Annotated in this window: 13 protein-coding genes and 2 pseudogenes; 10 read left to right on the top strand and 5 right to left on the bottom strand. The window is 66.9% G+C overall.

The features are described 5' to 3' along the window. The 5 genes and pseudogenes from ACIP98_RS36505 to ACIP98_RS36485 all read left to right on the top strand — a co-directional run. A partial coding sequence (locus tag ACIP98_RS36505) for a hypothetical protein (protein ID WP_401980470.1) occupies window positions 1-193 on the top strand: 193 nt, incomplete at its 5' end. Window positions 194-566: 373 nt separating this feature from the next. After that, a complete protein-coding gene (locus ACIP98_RS36500; protein ID WP_401980468.1) occupies window positions 567-749 on the top strand; it encodes a hypothetical protein in 183 nt (60 codons plus the stop codon). Between the two features lie 177 nt (window positions 750-926). Further along, window positions 927-1,605 (top strand): annotated as a pseudogene (locus ACIP98_RS36495) (ISL3 family transposase); the annotation flags it as partial. 537 nt (window positions 1,606-2,142) lie between these two features. Then, window positions 2,143-3,927 (top strand): reverse transcriptase domain-containing protein, encoded by a 1,785-nt coding sequence (locus ACIP98_RS36490; RefSeq protein ID WP_401980465.1) that lies wholly within the window; start codon window positions 2,143-2,145, stop codon window positions 3,925-3,927. A gap of 105 nt (window positions 3,928-4,032) precedes the next feature. Beyond that, window positions 4,033-4,543 (top strand): annotated as a pseudogene (locus ACIP98_RS36485) (ISL3 family transposase); the annotation flags it as partial. 171 nt (window positions 4,544-4,714) lie between these two features. On the opposite strand, the gene ACIP98_RS36480 reads toward ACIP98_RS36485, so the two are convergent. Next, a complete protein-coding gene (locus ACIP98_RS36480) occupies window positions 4,715-5,182 on the bottom strand; it encodes a DUF6924 domain-containing protein (protein ID WP_401980463.1) in 468 nt (155 codons plus the stop codon). Window positions 5,183-5,674: 492 nt separating this feature from the next. On the opposite strand from ACIP98_RS36480, the gene ACIP98_RS36475 reads away from it, so the two are divergent. Together ACIP98_RS36475 and ACIP98_RS36470 are read left to right on the top strand one after the other, a co-directional pair. Further along, the gene (locus ACIP98_RS36475) at window positions 5,675-6,190 is read left to right on the top strand and encodes a hypothetical protein (RefSeq protein ID WP_401980460.1); all 516 of its coding nucleotides are present in this window, start codon (window positions 5,675-5,677) and stop codon (window positions 6,188-6,190) included. A 309-nt stretch (window positions 6,191-6,499) separates the two neighbouring features. Then, window positions 6,500-6,856 carry a hypothetical protein gene (locus ACIP98_RS36470; protein ID WP_401980459.1) on the top strand — a complete coding sequence of 119 codons (357 nt, stop codon included), beginning with the start codon at window positions 6,500-6,502 and terminating at the stop codon, window positions 6,854-6,856. Window positions 6,857-7,239: 383 nt separating this feature from the next. Here the strand turns inward: ACIP98_RS36470 and ACIP98_RS36465 are convergent, their stop codons facing one another. After that, entirely contained in the window at window positions 7,240-7,500 is a 261-nt protein-coding gene (locus ACIP98_RS36465) for a hypothetical protein (protein ID WP_401980457.1), read from the bottom strand. Window positions 7,501-7,901: 401 nt separating this feature from the next. Further along, window positions 7,902-9,002: an IS110 family transposase gene (locus ACIP98_RS36460; RefSeq protein WP_401980454.1), complete on the bottom strand. Its 1,101-nt coding sequence runs from the start codon at window positions 9,000-9,002 to the stop codon at window positions 7,902-7,904. 520 nt (window positions 9,003-9,522) lie between these two features. On the opposite strand from ACIP98_RS36460, the gene ACIP98_RS36455 reads away from it, so the two are divergent. Beyond that, window positions 9,523-10,737, top strand: coding sequence for an IS110 family transposase (locus tag ACIP98_RS36455; protein WP_401980451.1), 1,215 nt, complete (start codon window positions 9,523-9,525; stop codon window positions 10,735-10,737). A gap of 681 nt (window positions 10,738-11,418) precedes the next feature. On the opposite strand, the gene ACIP98_RS36450 is transcribed toward ACIP98_RS36455, so the two are convergent. Together ACIP98_RS36450 and ACIP98_RS36445 are read right to left on the bottom strand one after the other, a co-directional pair. Further along, a complete protein-coding gene (locus ACIP98_RS36450) occupies window positions 11,419-12,270 on the bottom strand; it encodes an IS5 family transposase (protein ID WP_401980471.1) in 852 nt (283 codons plus the stop codon). Window positions 12,271-12,349: 79 nt separating this feature from the next. Beyond that, entirely contained in the window at window positions 12,350-13,432 is a 1,083-nt protein-coding gene (locus ACIP98_RS36445; RefSeq protein ID WP_401980449.1) for a helix-turn-helix domain-containing protein, read from the bottom strand. Between the two features lie 408 nt (window positions 13,433-13,840). Here ACIP98_RS36445 and ACIP98_RS36440 point away from each other — a divergent pair, with 408 nt between their 5' ends. Both ACIP98_RS36440 and ACIP98_RS36435 read left to right on the top strand, forming a co-directional pair. Continuing rightward, window positions 13,841-15,313 (top strand): hypothetical protein, encoded by a 1,473-nt coding sequence (locus ACIP98_RS36440; protein WP_401980446.1) that lies wholly within the window; start codon window positions 13,841-13,843, stop codon window positions 15,311-15,313. Then, window positions 15,313-16,401, top strand: coding sequence for a cytochrome P450 (locus tag ACIP98_RS36435; protein WP_401980443.1), 1,089 nt, complete (start codon window positions 15,313-15,315; stop codon window positions 16,399-16,401). The genes ACIP98_RS36440 and ACIP98_RS36435 overlap by 1 nt, the downstream gene beginning before the upstream one ends. The last annotated feature ends 150 nt before the right edge of the window (window positions 16,402-16,551 follow it).

Genomic DNA, 16,551 nt, shown 5'->3' with positions numbered 1-16,551 from the left:
GCAGATCGGCTACATCGGCCTGACCGCCTTCGTGCTCAACGTGGTGGTCACCGTCGTCCTCACCCTGGTCCTGCGGGCCGTCAAGGCGCCCGAGGACCTGGACGAGACGGCCGTGAAGGACTACACCGCCGACGCCGTGCAGCGGGACCTTCCGGAGGACCAGCCCGACCTGCCGGTCGCCACTGGCCACTGACAGCCGGTACCCGACCAGATTGGCCACGGGCTTCTCTTGCGCAGCCATGCTGCGCAAGAGAAGCCCGTGGCTTCAATCGCAGGATGAATAAGTGTAGACAAGGTAACAGGTGCATTTCTCCAACAAGTCCGAACTGGATCTAATGTCCTCAGCCACGACGAGACAGATCCCCAGGCTCAGCCGGCGGCACCCTGCGGTCTCTCCACGACAACCAGTTCCCACGACACAGTCCAGGCGCGGCTCGTGTAATCCCGACAACCAGCGAGCAGCTGCCAAGACGGAGGAGCAGCAGCACACCCTCGCCCGTGTCATACGCGCCGGGCAGTACACCGCGCAGGTCGTCTTAGAGGCCTGGGCCTGCGGGCAGATTAGCTTGCCGATCGACACTGAATTCCTGATCGACGTCAGCGGCCTCTCGAGAAACGAACTGTCCGGGGCATTGTTCGACGTCATCGTCCGGTTTGCCGAAACCTCGGAAATCGATATCGACCCCCAAAGCTGGTGGCTCCGGGCCGTCTGCGCTGAGCCGCAGACTCCGGGCCCCTTCCGGCCGTGAGTCAACATGGAGACATGGCTGATACAGGGCGCCATACCAGCCATGATTGACAGTGTCCTATCTCGCCCCGTGTCCAGGGTCTGTAAAACGAGCGGCTCTGTTCCGTAGTCGGTGGTGACGCCGGGTGATGGGCGTCGTTGACGTTGTATGCGAGGTGCCAACTCCCTTGTAGCGACGGTGTTTTCAGGGCTCTCTGCTCTGGTCATCGACGATGTGGCGGATCATGGCGGGGTGATCCGGGTCATCGCCCGGACCCGGGATGTTCCGGTGCCCTGTCCGGTGTGCGGGGTGCTGACGGCTAAGGTGCACGGGTATCACGTCCGGACGGTGGCTGATGTGCCGGTTGGACGGTCGGCAGGTCGTGGCCCGGGTCCGGGTGCGGCGCCTGGTCTGCCCGGTACGGGGCTGTCGGCGGCAGACCTTCCGCGAGCAAGTCCCCGGGCTGATCGCGCGCCTTCAGCGTCGCACCATGCGTCTGACCAGACAGGTCTCGGGGATGGTCAAGGAGTTATGCGGCCGGGCGGCCTCCCGTCTCACCCGGCTCCTGGCGACGCCCGTCTCCTACGCCGCCGCCCTGCGTCTGCTGCGGCGCATCCCCCCGCCGACGGTCCGCGTCCCACGGGTGATCGGGGTCGACGACTTCGCCCTGCGGCGCCGCCACCGATACGCCACGATCATCACGGATGCCGAGACCGGCCGACGCGTCGCGGTCCTGCCCGACCGCGAGATGGTCACCTTGGAGTCCTGGCTGCGCGCGAAGAAGGAGATCGATGTCGTGTGCCGGGACGGCTCGGCCACCTACGCCGAGGCCGTCCGCCGTGCCCTGCCCGACGCGGTGCAGGTCAGCGACCGATGGCAGTGCGCCATGAGGCGCCTTGTCGTATCCCCGACTTAATCGGGAAGAATTTGGAGGGAGATTCTTGGGTCTGATGGCTTACCTAATCCGGAAACGGTGAGGGGACCGCAGCATGCCAGAAAATCGACGGCCGGGCTCAGGTATTAGAGACGGGGCGTCGGGAGACCCGCGTGACACGGTGAAAGCTGGATTGCCTGAATCCCCATCCCCAGAAGACTGAAGGTCGAGTCCGCCGGAAAGATGCCTGACACCGGCGCTGCGCCCTACGACGGCTTTGTGCCATGGCCGTCGCAACCTCCGGAGCGCAGAGCGATGCCCAGCGAGGGTATTCAAGGGGATGAGTGGGGCACCTAAATCACGCTAGGACGTACGACAAGGACGAACATGGGATCGCCTAAGGGAAGAGATATTCCTATGGCGACGGAGGCCCCGTAGTAGTTGCCGGAGTAACGACCGGCCGAGGAGGACGGGAAAGCCGTCCACATCGGGCGAAGGGGGCCAGGTGATCGGACACCACAGAGTCGGGAGGTATGCGTAATGCAGAGCGCCGAAACGGTGCTGGGTGTCCTCCGTGAGCGCGGCAGGCGCGGCCTGCCGTGCGATGAACTGTATCGGCAGTTGTTCAATCCGCAGTTGTATCTGCTGGCTTACGGGCGTCTGTATTCCAACAAGGGAGCGATGACGCCCGGGGCCACCGGGGAGACCGTGGACGGCATGTCGCTGGGCAAGATCGAGCACGTCATCGACGCGCTGCGCCATGAGCGGTACCGGTGGAGCCCAGCCCGCAGGGTCTACATCCCGAAAGGGCGGGACAGCGCAAAGCTGCGCCCGCTCGGCCTGCCGCCCTGGAGCGACAAGCTCGTCGGCGAGGTGATCCGCCTGCTACTCGAGGCGTATTACGAGCCGACGTTCTCCAACTCCTCCCACGGTTTCCGTCCCCGCCGGGGCTGTCACACCGCACTACGTGATGTCGTCAACACCTGGACGGGGACCGCCTGGTTTATCGAGGGTGACATCGCCCAGTGCTTCGACAAGCTTGACCATGCGGTCATGCTCCGGATCCTGGGCGAGAAAATCCGCGACAACCGGTTCCTGCGGCTGGTGCGCAACATGCTCAAGGCCGGATACATGGAGGACTGGATCTGGAACGCCACGCACAGCGGGAGCCCGCAAGGCGGGGTTGTTTCACCGATCTTGTCCAACATCTACCTGCACAAGATGGACGAGTTTATCGAGAAGGTTCTCATCCCGGAATACACCCGCGGAGGGGTCAGGAAGCCGAGCCGCGCCTTTTATCGGGTGTGGGCGGCGATAGGTCGCGCCCGCAAGCGCGGTGACCGCACCGAGGTGCGGGAACTGCGCAAGCAACTTCGCAGCATGCCCAGCATGGACACTCAAGATGCTGGTTACAGGCGGCTGAGGTATGTGCGCTATGCCGACGACACCCTGCTCGGGTTCGCCGGACCGAAGGCAGAAGCCGAGGAAATCAAGAAGAGCCTGGCGCAATTCCTGCGTGACGAACTCAAACTGGAACTGTCGCCAGAAAAGACGCTCATCACACACGCCCGCACCGAGGCGGCAAGGTTCCTCGGCTACAACATCACCGTGCATCACAACGATCGCAAGATCACCGGCGGTCGCCGCTCCGTCAATGGGGTCATCAGACTGCAGGTCCCTCGTTCGGTGGTATCTGCCAAGCAGGCCCAGTACATGAAGCGCGGCAAACCCGCGCGACGGCCCGAACTGCTGAACCAGGACGACCACGTCATCCTCAGCACCTACGGGTCGGAGTATCGCGGCATCGTCCAGTACTACCTGATGGCCAGCGACGTCTTCCGACTCGCCCGGCTGCAATGGGTCATGGAGACCTCGATGCTGATGACGCTCGCCAACAAGCACCGCTCGTCGGTGTCGAAGATGGCCCGCAAGTACGCGACCACCATCGAGACACCACACGGGCCACGCAAGTGCTTCGAGGCCCGCGTCGAACGCACCGGCAGGAAACCACTGGTCGGACGGTTCGGCGGCATTCCGCTGCGACGAAACAAGAAGACGGTCATCACCGACCGTCGGTTGGCTCCCGTCAACACCAAACGCAAGGAGCTGGTCACCCGGCTCCTCACCGGACGGTGTGAGTCATGCGGACACGTCGACGAGGTGGAAGTTCACCACGTCGCCAAGCTCGCGGACCTCGGAAAACCGGGAGCCCGGCCGCCGTGGGCAGATCTCATGGCCGCGCGACACCGCAAAACCCTCGTGGTCTGCGCAAGTTGTCACGCGGGCATCCACGGCAAGAAGCCCGTCCCAGCACTCACGGAGTAGTCACTGGAGAGCGACGTGCGGTGAAAGTCGCATGCGTCGTTCGGGCTGGGGGCCGTGGGAAAAGGACCTGCTCAGCAGGCACCTCGCCGACGGCCCACCAGTACCCTCCGGCGAAATCTCTGCGACAAAGTCCAGCTCGAGGTCCGCGCCCACGCCGGATGCCGGGCCACCATCAACCCGTTCCGCCCCGCCCCGCCCCGGCGGAGTACGCGAGCAGACCCCACTCGAACGCTGCAACAAGATCCACGATCTCCTCGGCCAGGGGCGTCGGCCTGCTCGACTGCTCCCGCCGCCTCAACCTGGCCCTGAACACCGTCAAACGCTACGCCCGCATGCCCGAACCCCAGACCCTGCGCATCGCCCCGCCTACCACCCCACCCTCATCGACCCCTACCGCGAGCACCTACACCGACGCCGTGCCCAGGAACCGGCCGTCCCGGTCACCCACCTCCTCCAAGAAACCAGGGAGTTGGGCTACACCAGCAGCGCCAACCTGCCGGTCCGCTACCTCAACCAGGGCCGCGCCGAAGGCCACCGCCCCGTCACCACCCCACGTCACGCCAGCCGCCTCCTGCTCACCGACACCGAAGTGGGCCCGAAGGAAACGACCCTGCTGGACAAGATCGCCCTACTCCCCTGCGACTCCCGACTCCGACCGGAGCACCGCCCGCGCCAGGCAAGTTGGCTCGCAAGAAGGGGAGGGGACGGGCGCCATAGGCCGGCGTACGCCCGGCAGTGCACGGCCCGACCGTAGGGGCCGGTTGAGCGGGCCGTGCTGGCTACTGGGTCAGGGGCGGTAGATGTCCTCGGGATCGTGGTGAGCTACTGCGGAAAATTCCTCGAAACCCATATTCGCGAGCTCCAAGTTTGCGTGAATGGAGCGGACCCCCTCGGGTACCGTCCTGAACACTCGATCACAATTCATTGGCTCGTCGCTGGAGGGTTCGTCTAGGGTTGTAGTGGTCACTGCTATCAATGCGTGATGAGCAGCCTGCATCGTCACTTCATCGGCCAGGAAGAAAACCTCTAAGCCCTTAAGGGCTTCGCTGGAGTTAACTGCGGCTAGGGCTTCATCCACACTCACGCCAGCCCACGTAGGGTCGTCTACGATCCAAATGCCAGACGTATAATCAACGTCATCGAAGGGCCTCACCTTCAGGGCCGCCTTCACGGCCTCCCACACCTGATCATCTCGATAGTCAGTCCTAATTATCACAGCATCAAAATCGTCACGCTCATCCGTGTGGGAAAACACTCTCAACTCCCATGTCTCCAAACCTGGCTACCGGGGCGCCAGTTTGGCTTGCCCACTGGTGCCGTCAACCTACCGCGCACTCCACCGACGACCCCGCCTCCCAAGGTCAGACTCACTTCGCTCCCCTGACCGGCCCTCGGATCCGCCTCCGGCTGTAAGGGCCTGCCTGTCCGGGCCAGGGCGGTCTCGTATTCGGGCGGTACGGTACCGTGCTCCTTGACGTAGGCCCGTGCGGCCTCGATGCGGGTCCTGGCGATCGCCTACGCAGGCTGAGTGTTGTCTGTGGCTGTCCCGGCACCCCGGCGACCCGCCCACACCCGAGTCCGGCACGGTCAGGCCTCCTGCGCCGACTACGGCTGTGACCAAGCCGCCTGCAGGCAAGCCCAACGCCGGGCCCGACGCCAACGACAACGCGACCAGGCAGCCGGTCTACCAGCCCGCGTCGACCCCACCGAGACCGTCGACCACGCCACCCGGCTCCGCCACCACGGCATGTTTGCCAAGGACATCGCCGACGCCTCCGGGATCTCCGTCACCCTCATCCGCCGCCTGCTGCGCCCACCGGCCAACCAGCCCAGCCGGATCTCCCGCACCACCGCCGACGCAGTCCTCGGCATCCCCATCCCGCCACGCCACACCCAGCACCCCAGCAATAATGGCCAAGGCATGACCGACGCCACCCACGCCGCCGTCATCCTCACCACGCTGGCCGCAGCCGGCCGGCCCGCTACCCACCTCGCCACCCGCCTGGGCATCAGCACCCAGACCATCGCGGCCATCCGCGACCACCACTGTCCCCGCCTGCGCATCCGTCTTGATCAGCGCATCCGCACCCTGTACCTGCACCTCGCCGCCACCACCCCCACCGAAGCCGGCATCTCACTTTCGGCCGCTACCCGCACGCGCGCCTACCACCAGCGCCGCTACACCACCGCGCCAACGCAGAAAACGGCCCAACCGTTGGCTACCCCGTCTTTCACCGGGCGGGCAGCGCAGGTGGCCAGATGAGGCGTACGTGCCCCCACCGGTCCCCCGCGGCGTCGAGGGTCGGTCCATGGGACCGTTCGATCTCTTCCCAGGTCGCGCCTGCCTCCTGGTCCGCGATGACCGCGCACCGCACCCATTCGGGTCAGGCCGGCGAAGTCGGCGGCGGCCCGCACCTCGCGCAGATCTGCGCGTCGTCGTGAGTTGGTGCCTTTGAACGTGGTTGCGAGTCGGTGCAGGTTAGCGGGTCGACAGTTGTGGCGGATCCGCCGGAACTGTCGAGGCCCGAAGCGTCGGAATGTGTCGGCTCGCGTCGGGCGATACACAGGTGGTGTGAGGGACCGCGGAGAGCCGGACTCCGGCGACGAGGACGAGGCACTGCCCGAGCTGTGCGATCTGTGCGGGGCGGTAGTCGCGGACAGCACCGAGTCGTATGCCGTGGTCCCGGACTCGTCGATCGTCCACTCCGTCGATCCACGGCTCGACGGGAAACGCATGGTCGTGGGCTGCTCGCGCGAGCACATGGCTGAGCTCGTCGCGCAGTACAAACACCGGCCGTTCATCGACGCCGAGCTATGGGCGGGCAAGATCAGCCGCGCGATCGAGGCTCACGGCGGGAAGGTCAGTCCCGAGGAGCTCGCCGAGGAGACCGGGCTCACCGAGGAGCAGATCGAATTCGGGGTGATGTGACAGAACCTGGGAGCCTTGCGCTGGCACCAGCGGTTCGGCAGGCATAGACCGCCGGAATCGACCGAAGAGTAGTCAGCCAGCGAACTGGTTCTCCTTCGTCCAGCTGCCGGTGCGCGGGCCTTCCCGAGCCAGGCGCCGGGTCATCAGCATGATGAACGCCCAGTTCAGGTGAGCTTCGGCGCTCGTAGTCCCGGCAGTTGCGGCGGGCATTCATGATCCGCCCGACCATTCGACCTTCCAGCACCGGAGCAGCACGACGAACCCCTTCACACCCCTGGGACGGAGGACGGGCCACAGGGTCAACCACAGATGGTCCGCGGTCCAGGCGGGCCGCAGGTCAACAACACGGCTCGCTGCATCGCAGAATTGTAGGAGGGAAGACCTCAGGGAATGTCGCCTCGCCAGTCCCAAAAGTGGCTGGCACCGGGACGCGGCCCGTACACCGCCCGGCCGCCAGAGCCATAGCGGCCGATCTCGGTGCGCAGCGGCGCCCCGGTGGCGCGCTCCTCCTCCGTCCACCCGGTGATGTCCAGTAGCAATCCGTCAAGCGGGCCACCGACCAGTTCGCGATACACCCGCCGGGGCCGAGGCCAGGGAGCATCATGATCGGCGCCGTACACCCGCCGCCGTACCGCATCGTCCATGTCCTCCACCGTGCCACTCGCCACGGACGCCCGCTCTACACGGGCCGCCACCCGCGCCCGTGGGACTTATCACACGGGCCCGCTTCTTCATGGCTCCGTCAGTATCCGTGCTCTGCCCGCCCGTAACGTGGCAGGCTTGACCGGTCACTTGGGCGGCGGCAGTCAAGTCCCGGACGGAACACACAGACGCCCAACGCCTGGTCGGGAAGCAGGGAGATGAGGACCGCGTCCCCGTCCTCGGCGATCCTTCGGGCCGCCTTGTGGGCTGCCGAGATTTCTGCCTTGGGGGGATCCCGTTCCAGTATCTCGATCAGAGTCCTGCTGGCGCGGTCGACATCCCATCCAGCCATGCAGGCACCTTGCCGGTCCCACAGAGCGGTCCCCGAGGCTGCTATATCGCGTCAAGCCGCTTGGGTGAGATTCTCGGAGTTCATGCCGGCGTCTCGGTCGGAATGCTCGAGGATCTTGAAGAGCTGGCGGCAGATGGCTCGCTTGAGGCAGCGTTGCGCGTCGCGAGAGGTCTTCCCCTCGGCGACTCTGCGGGCTACGTACGCCTTCGTTGTCGGGTCGAGCCGCATGCGGATCAGCGAGATGGTGTGCAGGGCCCGGTTGAGCTGCCGGTCTCCGCTGCGGTTGAGCCGGTGCCTGTTGGTCAGCCCGGAGGAGGCCGGTATCGGCGACACTCCAGCGAAGGACGCGAAGGCGGCCTCGGATCGGAACCGGCCAGGATGGGACCAGCTGACCAGGATCTGGGTCGCCGTAATCGGCCCGACGCCGAGCAGGTCCAGGAGCTCCGGAGCCACCCTGCGGACCAGGACGAGCATCTCGCCCTCGAGCTCTTTGGCCTCGGCTTGCAAGGCTTGGATGCGTTGGGCTGTGGAACGCAGTGCCCGCGCCGTCATGCGATGCTCGACGTCTTGTGCCGGGCGGTCCCGTAGCTGAGCACAGCGGGCGATCTGGAGCGGCCGCTTGAGTTTCCGCAGTTCGGCGCGGAGCTCGTCCGGCGCGGACACGATCAGCGACTTGAGCTGATTGATCGCGGCGGTGGAGGCGAGGACGGCTCCATGGCGGGTGGCGAGCAGGACGCGCAGGGCCTCGCGCTCGCCGCGGAGCCGTGGCTGGATCAGATGTTCGGTGGCCAAGGCGTCCTTGGCCGCGCGGATCGCATCGATCATGTCGGTCTTGCGCCCGCCCCGGACAGCGGGGCGCTTGGGTCGGCAGACTTCCACGACCTGTTCACCGGCCTGATTGAGGAAGGCGGCCAGACCGGCGCCATAGCTGCCAATGCCTTCCAGGGCCCAGCAACGACGGCCGGGGATGTGCTGGCGGGCGAAGTCCAGCAGCCGAGGGTAGCCACGGGCGTTGGCGGGGGCATCAGTGCTGGCCAGGACGGCGCCAATGGGGCTCACGGCCGCAGCGGCGAGGGTGTCACGGTGGGTGTCGACGCCGATGACGCCGTCGACCTGTTCTACGAGCATGGTCACGTGGTTGTTCTCCTTCATGGGCGGGACGGCCATGGTCGGCGTCGGCCTGGGTGGAGTCACCGCGTGGCAGAACTGTGATGAGTCACGTCGAAATGGCGGACAGGCTGCTGATCAAGCCAACGGGGTGGGCCAGGCCGACACCGACGCCCAGCAGACATCTCGGGGGCACGACACGCTCTGATGAGCCGTCAGTTACCTTGTGAGTCATGCCGGAACGTCGGCGTCGATCCTGACAGCAGCCCAACCCGGGCCGCAGCTCTACTCTCACAGTTACCTTTCTCGTGGCCCCGAAATGGGGCGCCTAGCCCCCGGGTCCGGTATGGCTGTGTGCCCCCTGTCGAAGGGATGACCTGGGGGGTGTTGCCGCCGGGCCTCGGGGCACCGCTTGACCGCTGATGAGGGGCCTGACGACCGCCCGGTCTGGTGCAATGCCGGACCGCTTCACGGGTGGCATGTCTGCGTAACGTGGTTGCCGGCGTGTGGTGCCGCAGGGACGGCCAGGATCGGGCACGAGTGCACGTCGAGGGGGCACGCGAGCATGGTCGACACCGTCGGCATAGATCTGTTCCTCGGCCTTGACCTGGGCAAGGAGTTCCACCACGCCCATGGTCTGACCGGGCAGGGCAAGACCGTCCACGACAGGCGGCTGCCCAACACTGAGCCGAGGCTGCGGGAGCTGTTCGAGAAGCTGGTCGCGAAGTTCGGCACCGTCCTGGTCGTCGTCGACCATGTCGCCAACATCGGCGCCCTGCCGATCGCCGCCGCCCGCGCGTCGGGCTGCCGGGTCGCCTATCTGCCCGGGCTGTCGATGCGCCGGGCCGCCGACCTCTACCCGGGTGAGGCCAAGACCGATGCCCGCGACGCGTTCGTGATCGCGGACACCGCCCGGACCATGCCGCACACCCTGCGCGCGATCGACCGTGACGACGAGGTGCTGGCCGAGCTGACCATGCTCACCGGCTATGACAACGACCTGGCCGGCGAGATCAACCGCACCACCAATCGGCTGCGCGGCCTGCTCTCCCAGATCCATCCCTCCCTCGAGCGGGTGCTCGGCCCACGTCTGGCCTATCCCTACGTCCAGGCCCTCCTGGCTCGGCACGGTTCCCCGGCGAAGCTGAAGAGACTCGGCCGGGCCCGCTGCGAGGCTCTGCTCAAGGCACACGGCTCACGCAAGGCCCACCACCTCACCACCGAGATCTTCGACGCGCTCGCCGAGCAGACCCTCGTTGTTCCCGGCACCGAGGCGTCCGCGCTGATCGTGCCGGGCCTGGCCGCCCAGCTCGCCGCTGCCCACGCCCAGCGACAGGCCACCGAGCAGGAGATCGCCGCCCTGCTGGAGGCCCTCCCTCTTTTCCACCTCCTGACGTCCCTGCCCGGCATGGGCGTCAGGACCACGGCTGCCGTGATCGTCGCGATCGGCGACGGCAGCGGCTTCGCCACCCCTGGACACCTCGCCTCCTACGCCGGACTCGCCCCCGCGACGAAGTCCTCGGGCACATCCATCCGCGGCGAGCATGCTCCCCACCGAGGCAACAGGCTCCTCAAACGCGCCTTGTTCCAGGCCGCGTTCGCCGCGATCGGCTGCAAGAGCGACCCGTCCTCGCGGACCTACTACGACCGCCAGCGCGCACGCGGCAAGACTCACACCCAGGCGATCCTCCGCCTGGCCCGGCAACGCGTGAACGTCATCCACGCGACGATCCGCAACGGCACCCTCTACGAACCTCGCAGCCTCGACCTCGCCGCCTGACGCCCATCCCAGCTCCCACCCGTCCAGCCCCCTTCATCGAGTCACCGGCACGGCCACCTTCCGCCACGCCGGCCACTGGGCTGCCCACACCGCACCCGATCCACCGGGAACGTCCCGCTTCGCGGGACGTTCCCGAAAACCAGTACAAAGCCCTACGAACCAACCCCGCCAGGGTTGACGAAACAGATAGGGGCACCCCCCAGGTCAAGGTCGGTGTCAGTCACCCGGCTGGACGTCACCGACGTGCCTCGGTCGAGGTCGTGCGGGCAGGGTGGGCAGTGGAGTGCAAGGGGGCCCACTTCGCCTCAAGTGGGTTCTTGGGGTCAGGAAGCAGGCCCCCGCCGTGCGCGCTGGGGGCCTGCACCGTTGGGGCCATGGGAAGAGGTGTCCGCCGCGCATGGTTGCTGGCTGTGTGGGATCCAGGGCCGATGGGGGTCGGAATTGACCCGGGACGGGGCAGAGGGCTCGCCGCTCGGGGCTGGGGCCGGCTTGGGCGGGGAGCTGGAACAGATCGCCGAGCAGCTGGTGTTCCTGGCTCGGGTGCAGGACCGGCTGCACGATCTGTAGGAGGCGGCTTTGAGCAGGGATGTGGACCTCCCGGCGGTGCTGCGGCTGATTGTCACCACGGCCATGGACCTGGTGGGCGCGCGCTATGGAGCCTTAGACCGACCGGCAAATGGATCATGTGAGGCGTCGAGTGGTAGGTCGGTCTCCCCAGCGGTAGCGGCTCGTTGCTCGGCGGATCAGCATGCGGAGCGTGACGAGGGTGGCGGCGAGGTAGAGGTAGAAGTCCACGACCTTGCCGCTTCTCTCCGTGCAGCGCCGTAGCTTGCCGTAGTCGTTCATCCATGAGTGCGTGCGTTCGACCACCCAGCGTTTGCCGGCCTGGATCGGAGCCGGCACGCCCTTGCGCGCGATCTCGGCAGAGAATCCCAACTCTGCCACCAGCGCACGGGACTTGGCACTGTCGTAACCGCGGTCGAGGTTGACGTTGACCGTCATCGGCATCGCGCCGACCTGGGCTTTCGCGGCTTCCAGGGTGGGGCCGAGCAGAGGCGAGTCGTGCCGGTTGGCACCGTCGGCGACGATCCCGAGAGGGACACCGCACGCGTCGGAGGCGACGGAGCGCTTCAGCCCCTGCTTGCCCCGGTCGACCGGGGAGCGTCCGGCCTTCTCGCCCCCGGAAGGAGCCTTGGTGATGCAGCCGTCAACGGAGATCTCGCTCAGCCCCAGGCCGATCACCCGGTCGTACGCCTCAAGCGCGAGGGCGTGCACCTGACCGGATATTCCCAGCTCAGCCCACTCTTTGACGCGCCGTCGGATCGTACGGTCAGAACATCCGGGACTGGAGATCCGTTCGTATCCGGAGCCGTGGACCAGCGCGAGCACGATGTGCTCGAAGACCTTCCGGTCGGAGATCCGACGGCGGTGACAGCCGAGCGGATGGTCCGCGACGAACTCTCCCCGGACGGGCAGAAGGGCAGCGAACTGGTCCCAGAGGGGTTCAAGCAGGCAAGATGGCAGAGCGGGCACGGCGTCCTTCGTGATCACTGAGCGTAGAGAACTCCATGAAACACGTAGGCCCGTGCCCGTGCCGCATCCAGACCATCTCTCAGACGCACAGCGGCCACCTATTGCCGGTCGGTCTTAGTCCGGCGACTTCCCGGCCCGCGATCAGCGTGTCGGGGAAGTCGTTCAGGTCGATCCTGCCGCCCTGTTCCACCTCGGTCCCCGCGTGACGGAGGATTTCGGCGAGCGGCATGGGTGCCGTCCACACACGCCCCGGGGCTTCGCCGGCCAGAAGCAGCAAATTTTCGCTGGTGCGTCGGACGCGAGTCGCCAGATGGTCGAGCTCTCCCAGGGCGGCATCAGGGCTCCGGCCGTCCAGCAGGTCCTGTCGCGCTTCATCGATCGTGGCGAGCTGACGCTGAATGAGGCCCTGACTGCGCCGGCCGAGCGCGGCGAACGCGGCCCAGGCCTGCCGCGCCGCATCCGGCGACAAAGACACACCCGAAGGCTGCTCGCCGGACGGGCGCCGCCGACGCCGGCGTCGACCGGCGTGCGATGCGTCTTCCTCGCGCCAGCGCTGCTCCAGTCCCGCTTCGAGACGGCGCTCGGCCTCGTGGAGCTGGTCCTCTGTATTACGGTATTCCTGCTCTAGGTCCCGCAGCTGCCGCATCTGCTCGGTCAAGGTCCGCACTCCGTCCTCGTACCGGCGTGACAGATCGTCCCGCCGGTCCCGCAGCAGTCCCACCTCGACGTCGGCCGTCTGTTGAGGAACGGCGGCGGACTCCAGCATGTGCAGGCGGCTTTCCAGTTCGCCGCGGTGATCCTGCTCGAGGTGGAGTTGCGCTTCCAGCTTGCGGACCTTGTCCTCCGCGTCCTCTGCCCGCCTTTGGGCCTCGCCCAGAGCGTCGCGGAGTACGTAGACCTCGTGGCGGTCGGGGTCGTGCGCGGCGCACGCCGCAAAGTACAGAGCCCGCACGTTGGCGCGAACCTCTGGGAGGAGAGCGGCGCCGGTCTTGTCCTCAATGCCCTTGTACAACCGCCCGAGGAACTCAATTTCCGGGAGACGAATGCCCTTGAGGTAGCGCGACAACGTGGCCGGGTCGACACCGAGGACGGCCTGAAGCTCCGCCAGAGTCATGTCCAGGCCGGTGTAGAAACGACGCAGCTCCGTCGCCCACGCGTGCATGGAGGGGTGCAGGTCAGCCGGCAGAGCAGCCAGCCCACGCCCCTTGCGCCGAGTATCTTGCCCCACCGGCAACAAACCCCCTGCCACCTCGTATCTTGCCGTCAGTCGGCAAGAATGCCATCTCCCCTTGCAACTCCACCACGCCAACCACGACGGTGAAACCACGCACCGTTGATCGCAGTAATTGGCGCAGGGGAGCAGACCGAGAGGGATTTAGCATGCACCTGATCACGGCGGGGCGGAACGCGGCCCCACCAACACACCCCCACAACCGCGGTCTGTGTCGCCTGGGGACCGCCGCAGGCATTCACGGCGGCCGTCGACACCGCAGGAGTGCCATGGCCGTGATCACGTCCAGCAGCAGGCCTTGACAGCCCCACACCCCCACCCCCCCCACGGTGAGATGCCATGACTCTGTCGTCACCCGACGAAACCGCCCCCTGCTGCCCCATCCGCCCCGACCGCTACCCCGACGTGCCGCCCGCAGGCGCCCCAGGTTGCCCGGTCAGCGTCCCACTCCCGCTGTACGGGCCCGAATTCGAAGCCGACCCGCTCGCCTACTACGCGACGCTGCGCCAGCACGGTCCTGTCGTCCCGGTCAAGGTCGACGAGGACGGCAGCATCTGGGGCTGGATGGTTCTCGACCCGGACTTGGCCCGCGATGTCCTGCAGAACCGGGACGGTGTGTGGAGCAACGACCCGTCCGTGTGGCGACACCGGGGAGCGGCCCAAGGCAACCATCCCCTGCTGCGCCTGCTGGATCCCCGCGGGCACATGCAGTGCCACGACGGCGCCGAGCACTCCCGCAGGCGGCGTCCGGTGGTCGAGGCCTTCACGGAACTGGAGCAGCACAGTCTGCAGACCCGGCAGTTCATAACTGCTCTGGCCGACAAACTCATCGCCGGATTCGCCCACCAGGGGAAGGCAGACATCGAGCAGGACTACGCACACCGTCTGCCCCTGCTCGTCATGATGGGTCTGCTCGGCATCGACAGCCAGTACGCCGATCAGGTCGAGGCCTCAGTGCACGAGCTGATCCGTGTCGGCCCGCACGCCGACGATGCCTCGCGCCGGATGGACACCGTCCACCGCAAGGTCGTCACTGAGAAGGCCAAGGCCCCGGGCCCGGACCTCATCTCCCGGATGCTCCAGGCGACCGGCGGCAAGCGCGGCGACATCGATGAGGTGGAAAGCCAGTCGTGGTTCATGATGAACACCGCGTTCACCACCTCGGCTTGGATCAGCAACACCTTGCTGGAGATCCTCAACGACGACGAGCTTCGCGGTCAGATCCGCGACGCGCGCGTCTCTGTCGGTGACATCGCCAATCGCGGTCTGTGGCAGTCTCCACCCCTGCAGAATGTGTTCAATCGCTGGGCCCAGCGCGACACCGAACTCGGCGGCCGCCACATCAAACAGGGCGACATGATTGTCCTGGCCCTGGCTGCCTCAGGGTCCCGCACTCGGCCAGAAGACCCCTTTTCCGCTGTCGGCCACCACGCCTACCTGGCCTGGGGCGCCGGCGCCCACGCCTGTCCGGCCCAGGACCTCGCGTGCCACATCGTCTACATCGGCCTGGAACGGCTGTTCCTGCACCTGCCCGACATGGCTCTGGCTGTGCCCTTCAGCGAAGTGCAATGGGCACCTCCGCTGGTCGTCCGGGGGCCGGCCAGCCTGCCCGTGACGTTCACCCCCGTCCACGATCTAGACCGAGGAGAGCCGACATGGCCTCAACAACCCCTGTACTTCTCGCAGCGGCCCCCCACACCGACGGCCACGAAGGGTCGCGGCTCCGCGACTACGGAGCGGTCTTCCGCGTGGAGTTCCCTGGTGGCGTTCATGCGTGGGCAGTCACCTCGCACGCCGCCGCCCGGCAGGTGATGTCCGACCCCGGCATCAGCAAGGACGCCGCGAACTGGCGGGACAACAACGACGGGCTCGTTCCCGAGAGCTGGCCGCAGCGGCCGTTCTTCCTGGCGCAGAATCTCCTGAACGCCGACGGTGACCGCCATGCACGGCTGCGGGGACCGATTCAGCGGGCATTCACCACCACCCGGGTTCGTCCCCTGCGCCCCAGGATCGAGGCCATCACCGATGCCCTCCTGGACCGGATGGAATCCCAGGCGAACGACATCATCGACCTCAAGGCGCACTTCTCCCTGCCGCTGCCGATGACCGTCATCTGCGAGCTTCTCGGGGTCCCCGACGACGCGGCCCTGCGTCACCAGCTCCATGAGCTGTCCGCCGCCGTACTCCAAGCCGAGATCACGCCGGAGGAATCCCAGCGGACCTGGACGGAATTTCCCAGGGTGCTCCAGCACCTGATCGACATCAAACGCGCCGAACCCGGCGAGGACCTCACCACCGACCTCATCGCCGCCTGCGACGCCGGCACCCTCTCCCCGGACGAAGTCGTCGCCAATCTCCTGATCGTCGTCCTCGGGGGGCACGAGACCACCGTCAACCTCCTCAACAGCGCCGTCCTCGCGCTGTGCCAGCACCCGGACCAGCTGCGGATGCTCCTCGACGGCGACGTGAGCTGGGAGCAGGCCGTCCAGGAGACGCTGCGCTACGACGCCCCCGTCCGGTTCACCATGCCCCGCTACACCACCAGCGACATGGAACTCGAAGGCCAGGTCATCCCCAAGGGTTCCCTGGTCATCGTCCCGATTACCGCCACGGGCCGCTGCCCACACGCATTCACCGGGGCCGACCAGTTCGACCTACGGCGAGCTGACAGCCACCGCAACCTCGCCTTCGGGCACGGCGCGCACCGCTGTCCTGGCGCCGCGCTTGCCGTCGCCGAGGCGGAGATCGCCCTGGCTCGACTGTTCCAGCGCTTCCCCGACCTGAAACTCGCCGGCAACCAGGCACCGCCCCGCACCGCAGCGCCGGGCGTCAACAGCATCGCTGAATTGCCGGTCACCCTGCGCCCCGTACCGCCGGCCGAACCACTTGAGGGCCGGTAGCCAACGGCTCTGGGCGCGAGCCCGTGGACGGGTCTCCGCAGGATCGCGGGCGGGGGGGCCCCCGCGGGCCCCCCCCCCCCGGGATATTACCAGCCCCCTTTTGGGGACGCGCAAACACCGCCGCGCGGTGGGACCAGACGGGCCGACCAA

This window comes from Streptomyces sp. NPDC088354 (genome assembly GCF_044753585.1).
In the GTDB taxonomy this organism is placed as follows: Bacteria; Actinomycetota; Actinomycetes; order Streptomycetales; family Streptomycetaceae; genus Actinacidiphila.
This window is presented reverse-complemented; position numbering and strand designations above follow the sequence as displayed.

What these genes read in the sequence shown, in the direction of transcription:
- ACIP98_RS36440 (WP_401980446.1), top strand. Translation starts at nt 13,841, where the DNA reads ATGACTCTGTCGTCACCCGACGAAACCGCCCCCTGCTGCCCCATCCGC.
- ACIP98_RS36465 (WP_401980457.1), bottom strand. Translation starts at nt 7,500, where the DNA reads ATGGACGATGCGGTACGGCGGCGGGTGTACGGCGCCGATCATGATGCT.
- ACIP98_RS36435 (WP_401980443.1), top strand. Translation starts at nt 15,313, where the DNA reads ATGTCCGACCCCGGCATCAGCAAGGACGCCGCGAACTGGCGGGACAAC.
- ACIP98_RS36445 (WP_401980449.1), bottom strand. Translation starts at nt 13,432, where the DNA reads ATGCACGCGTGGGCGACGGAGCTGCGTCGTTTCTACACCGGCCTGGAC.
- ACIP98_RS36460 (WP_401980454.1), bottom strand. Translation starts at nt 9,002, where the DNA reads ATGAAGGAGAACAACCACGTGACCATGCTCGTAGAACAGGTCGACGGC.
- ACIP98_RS36490 (WP_401980465.1), top strand. Translation starts at nt 2,143, where the DNA reads ATGCAGAGCGCCGAAACGGTGCTGGGTGTCCTCCGTGAGCGCGGCAGG.
- ACIP98_RS36475 (WP_401980460.1), top strand. Translation starts at nt 5,675, where the DNA reads ATGTTTGCCAAGGACATCGCCGACGCCTCCGGGATCTCCGTCACCCTC.
- ACIP98_RS36455 (WP_401980451.1), top strand. Translation starts at nt 9,523, where the DNA reads ATGGTCGACACCGTCGGCATAGATCTGTTCCTCGGCCTTGACCTGGGC.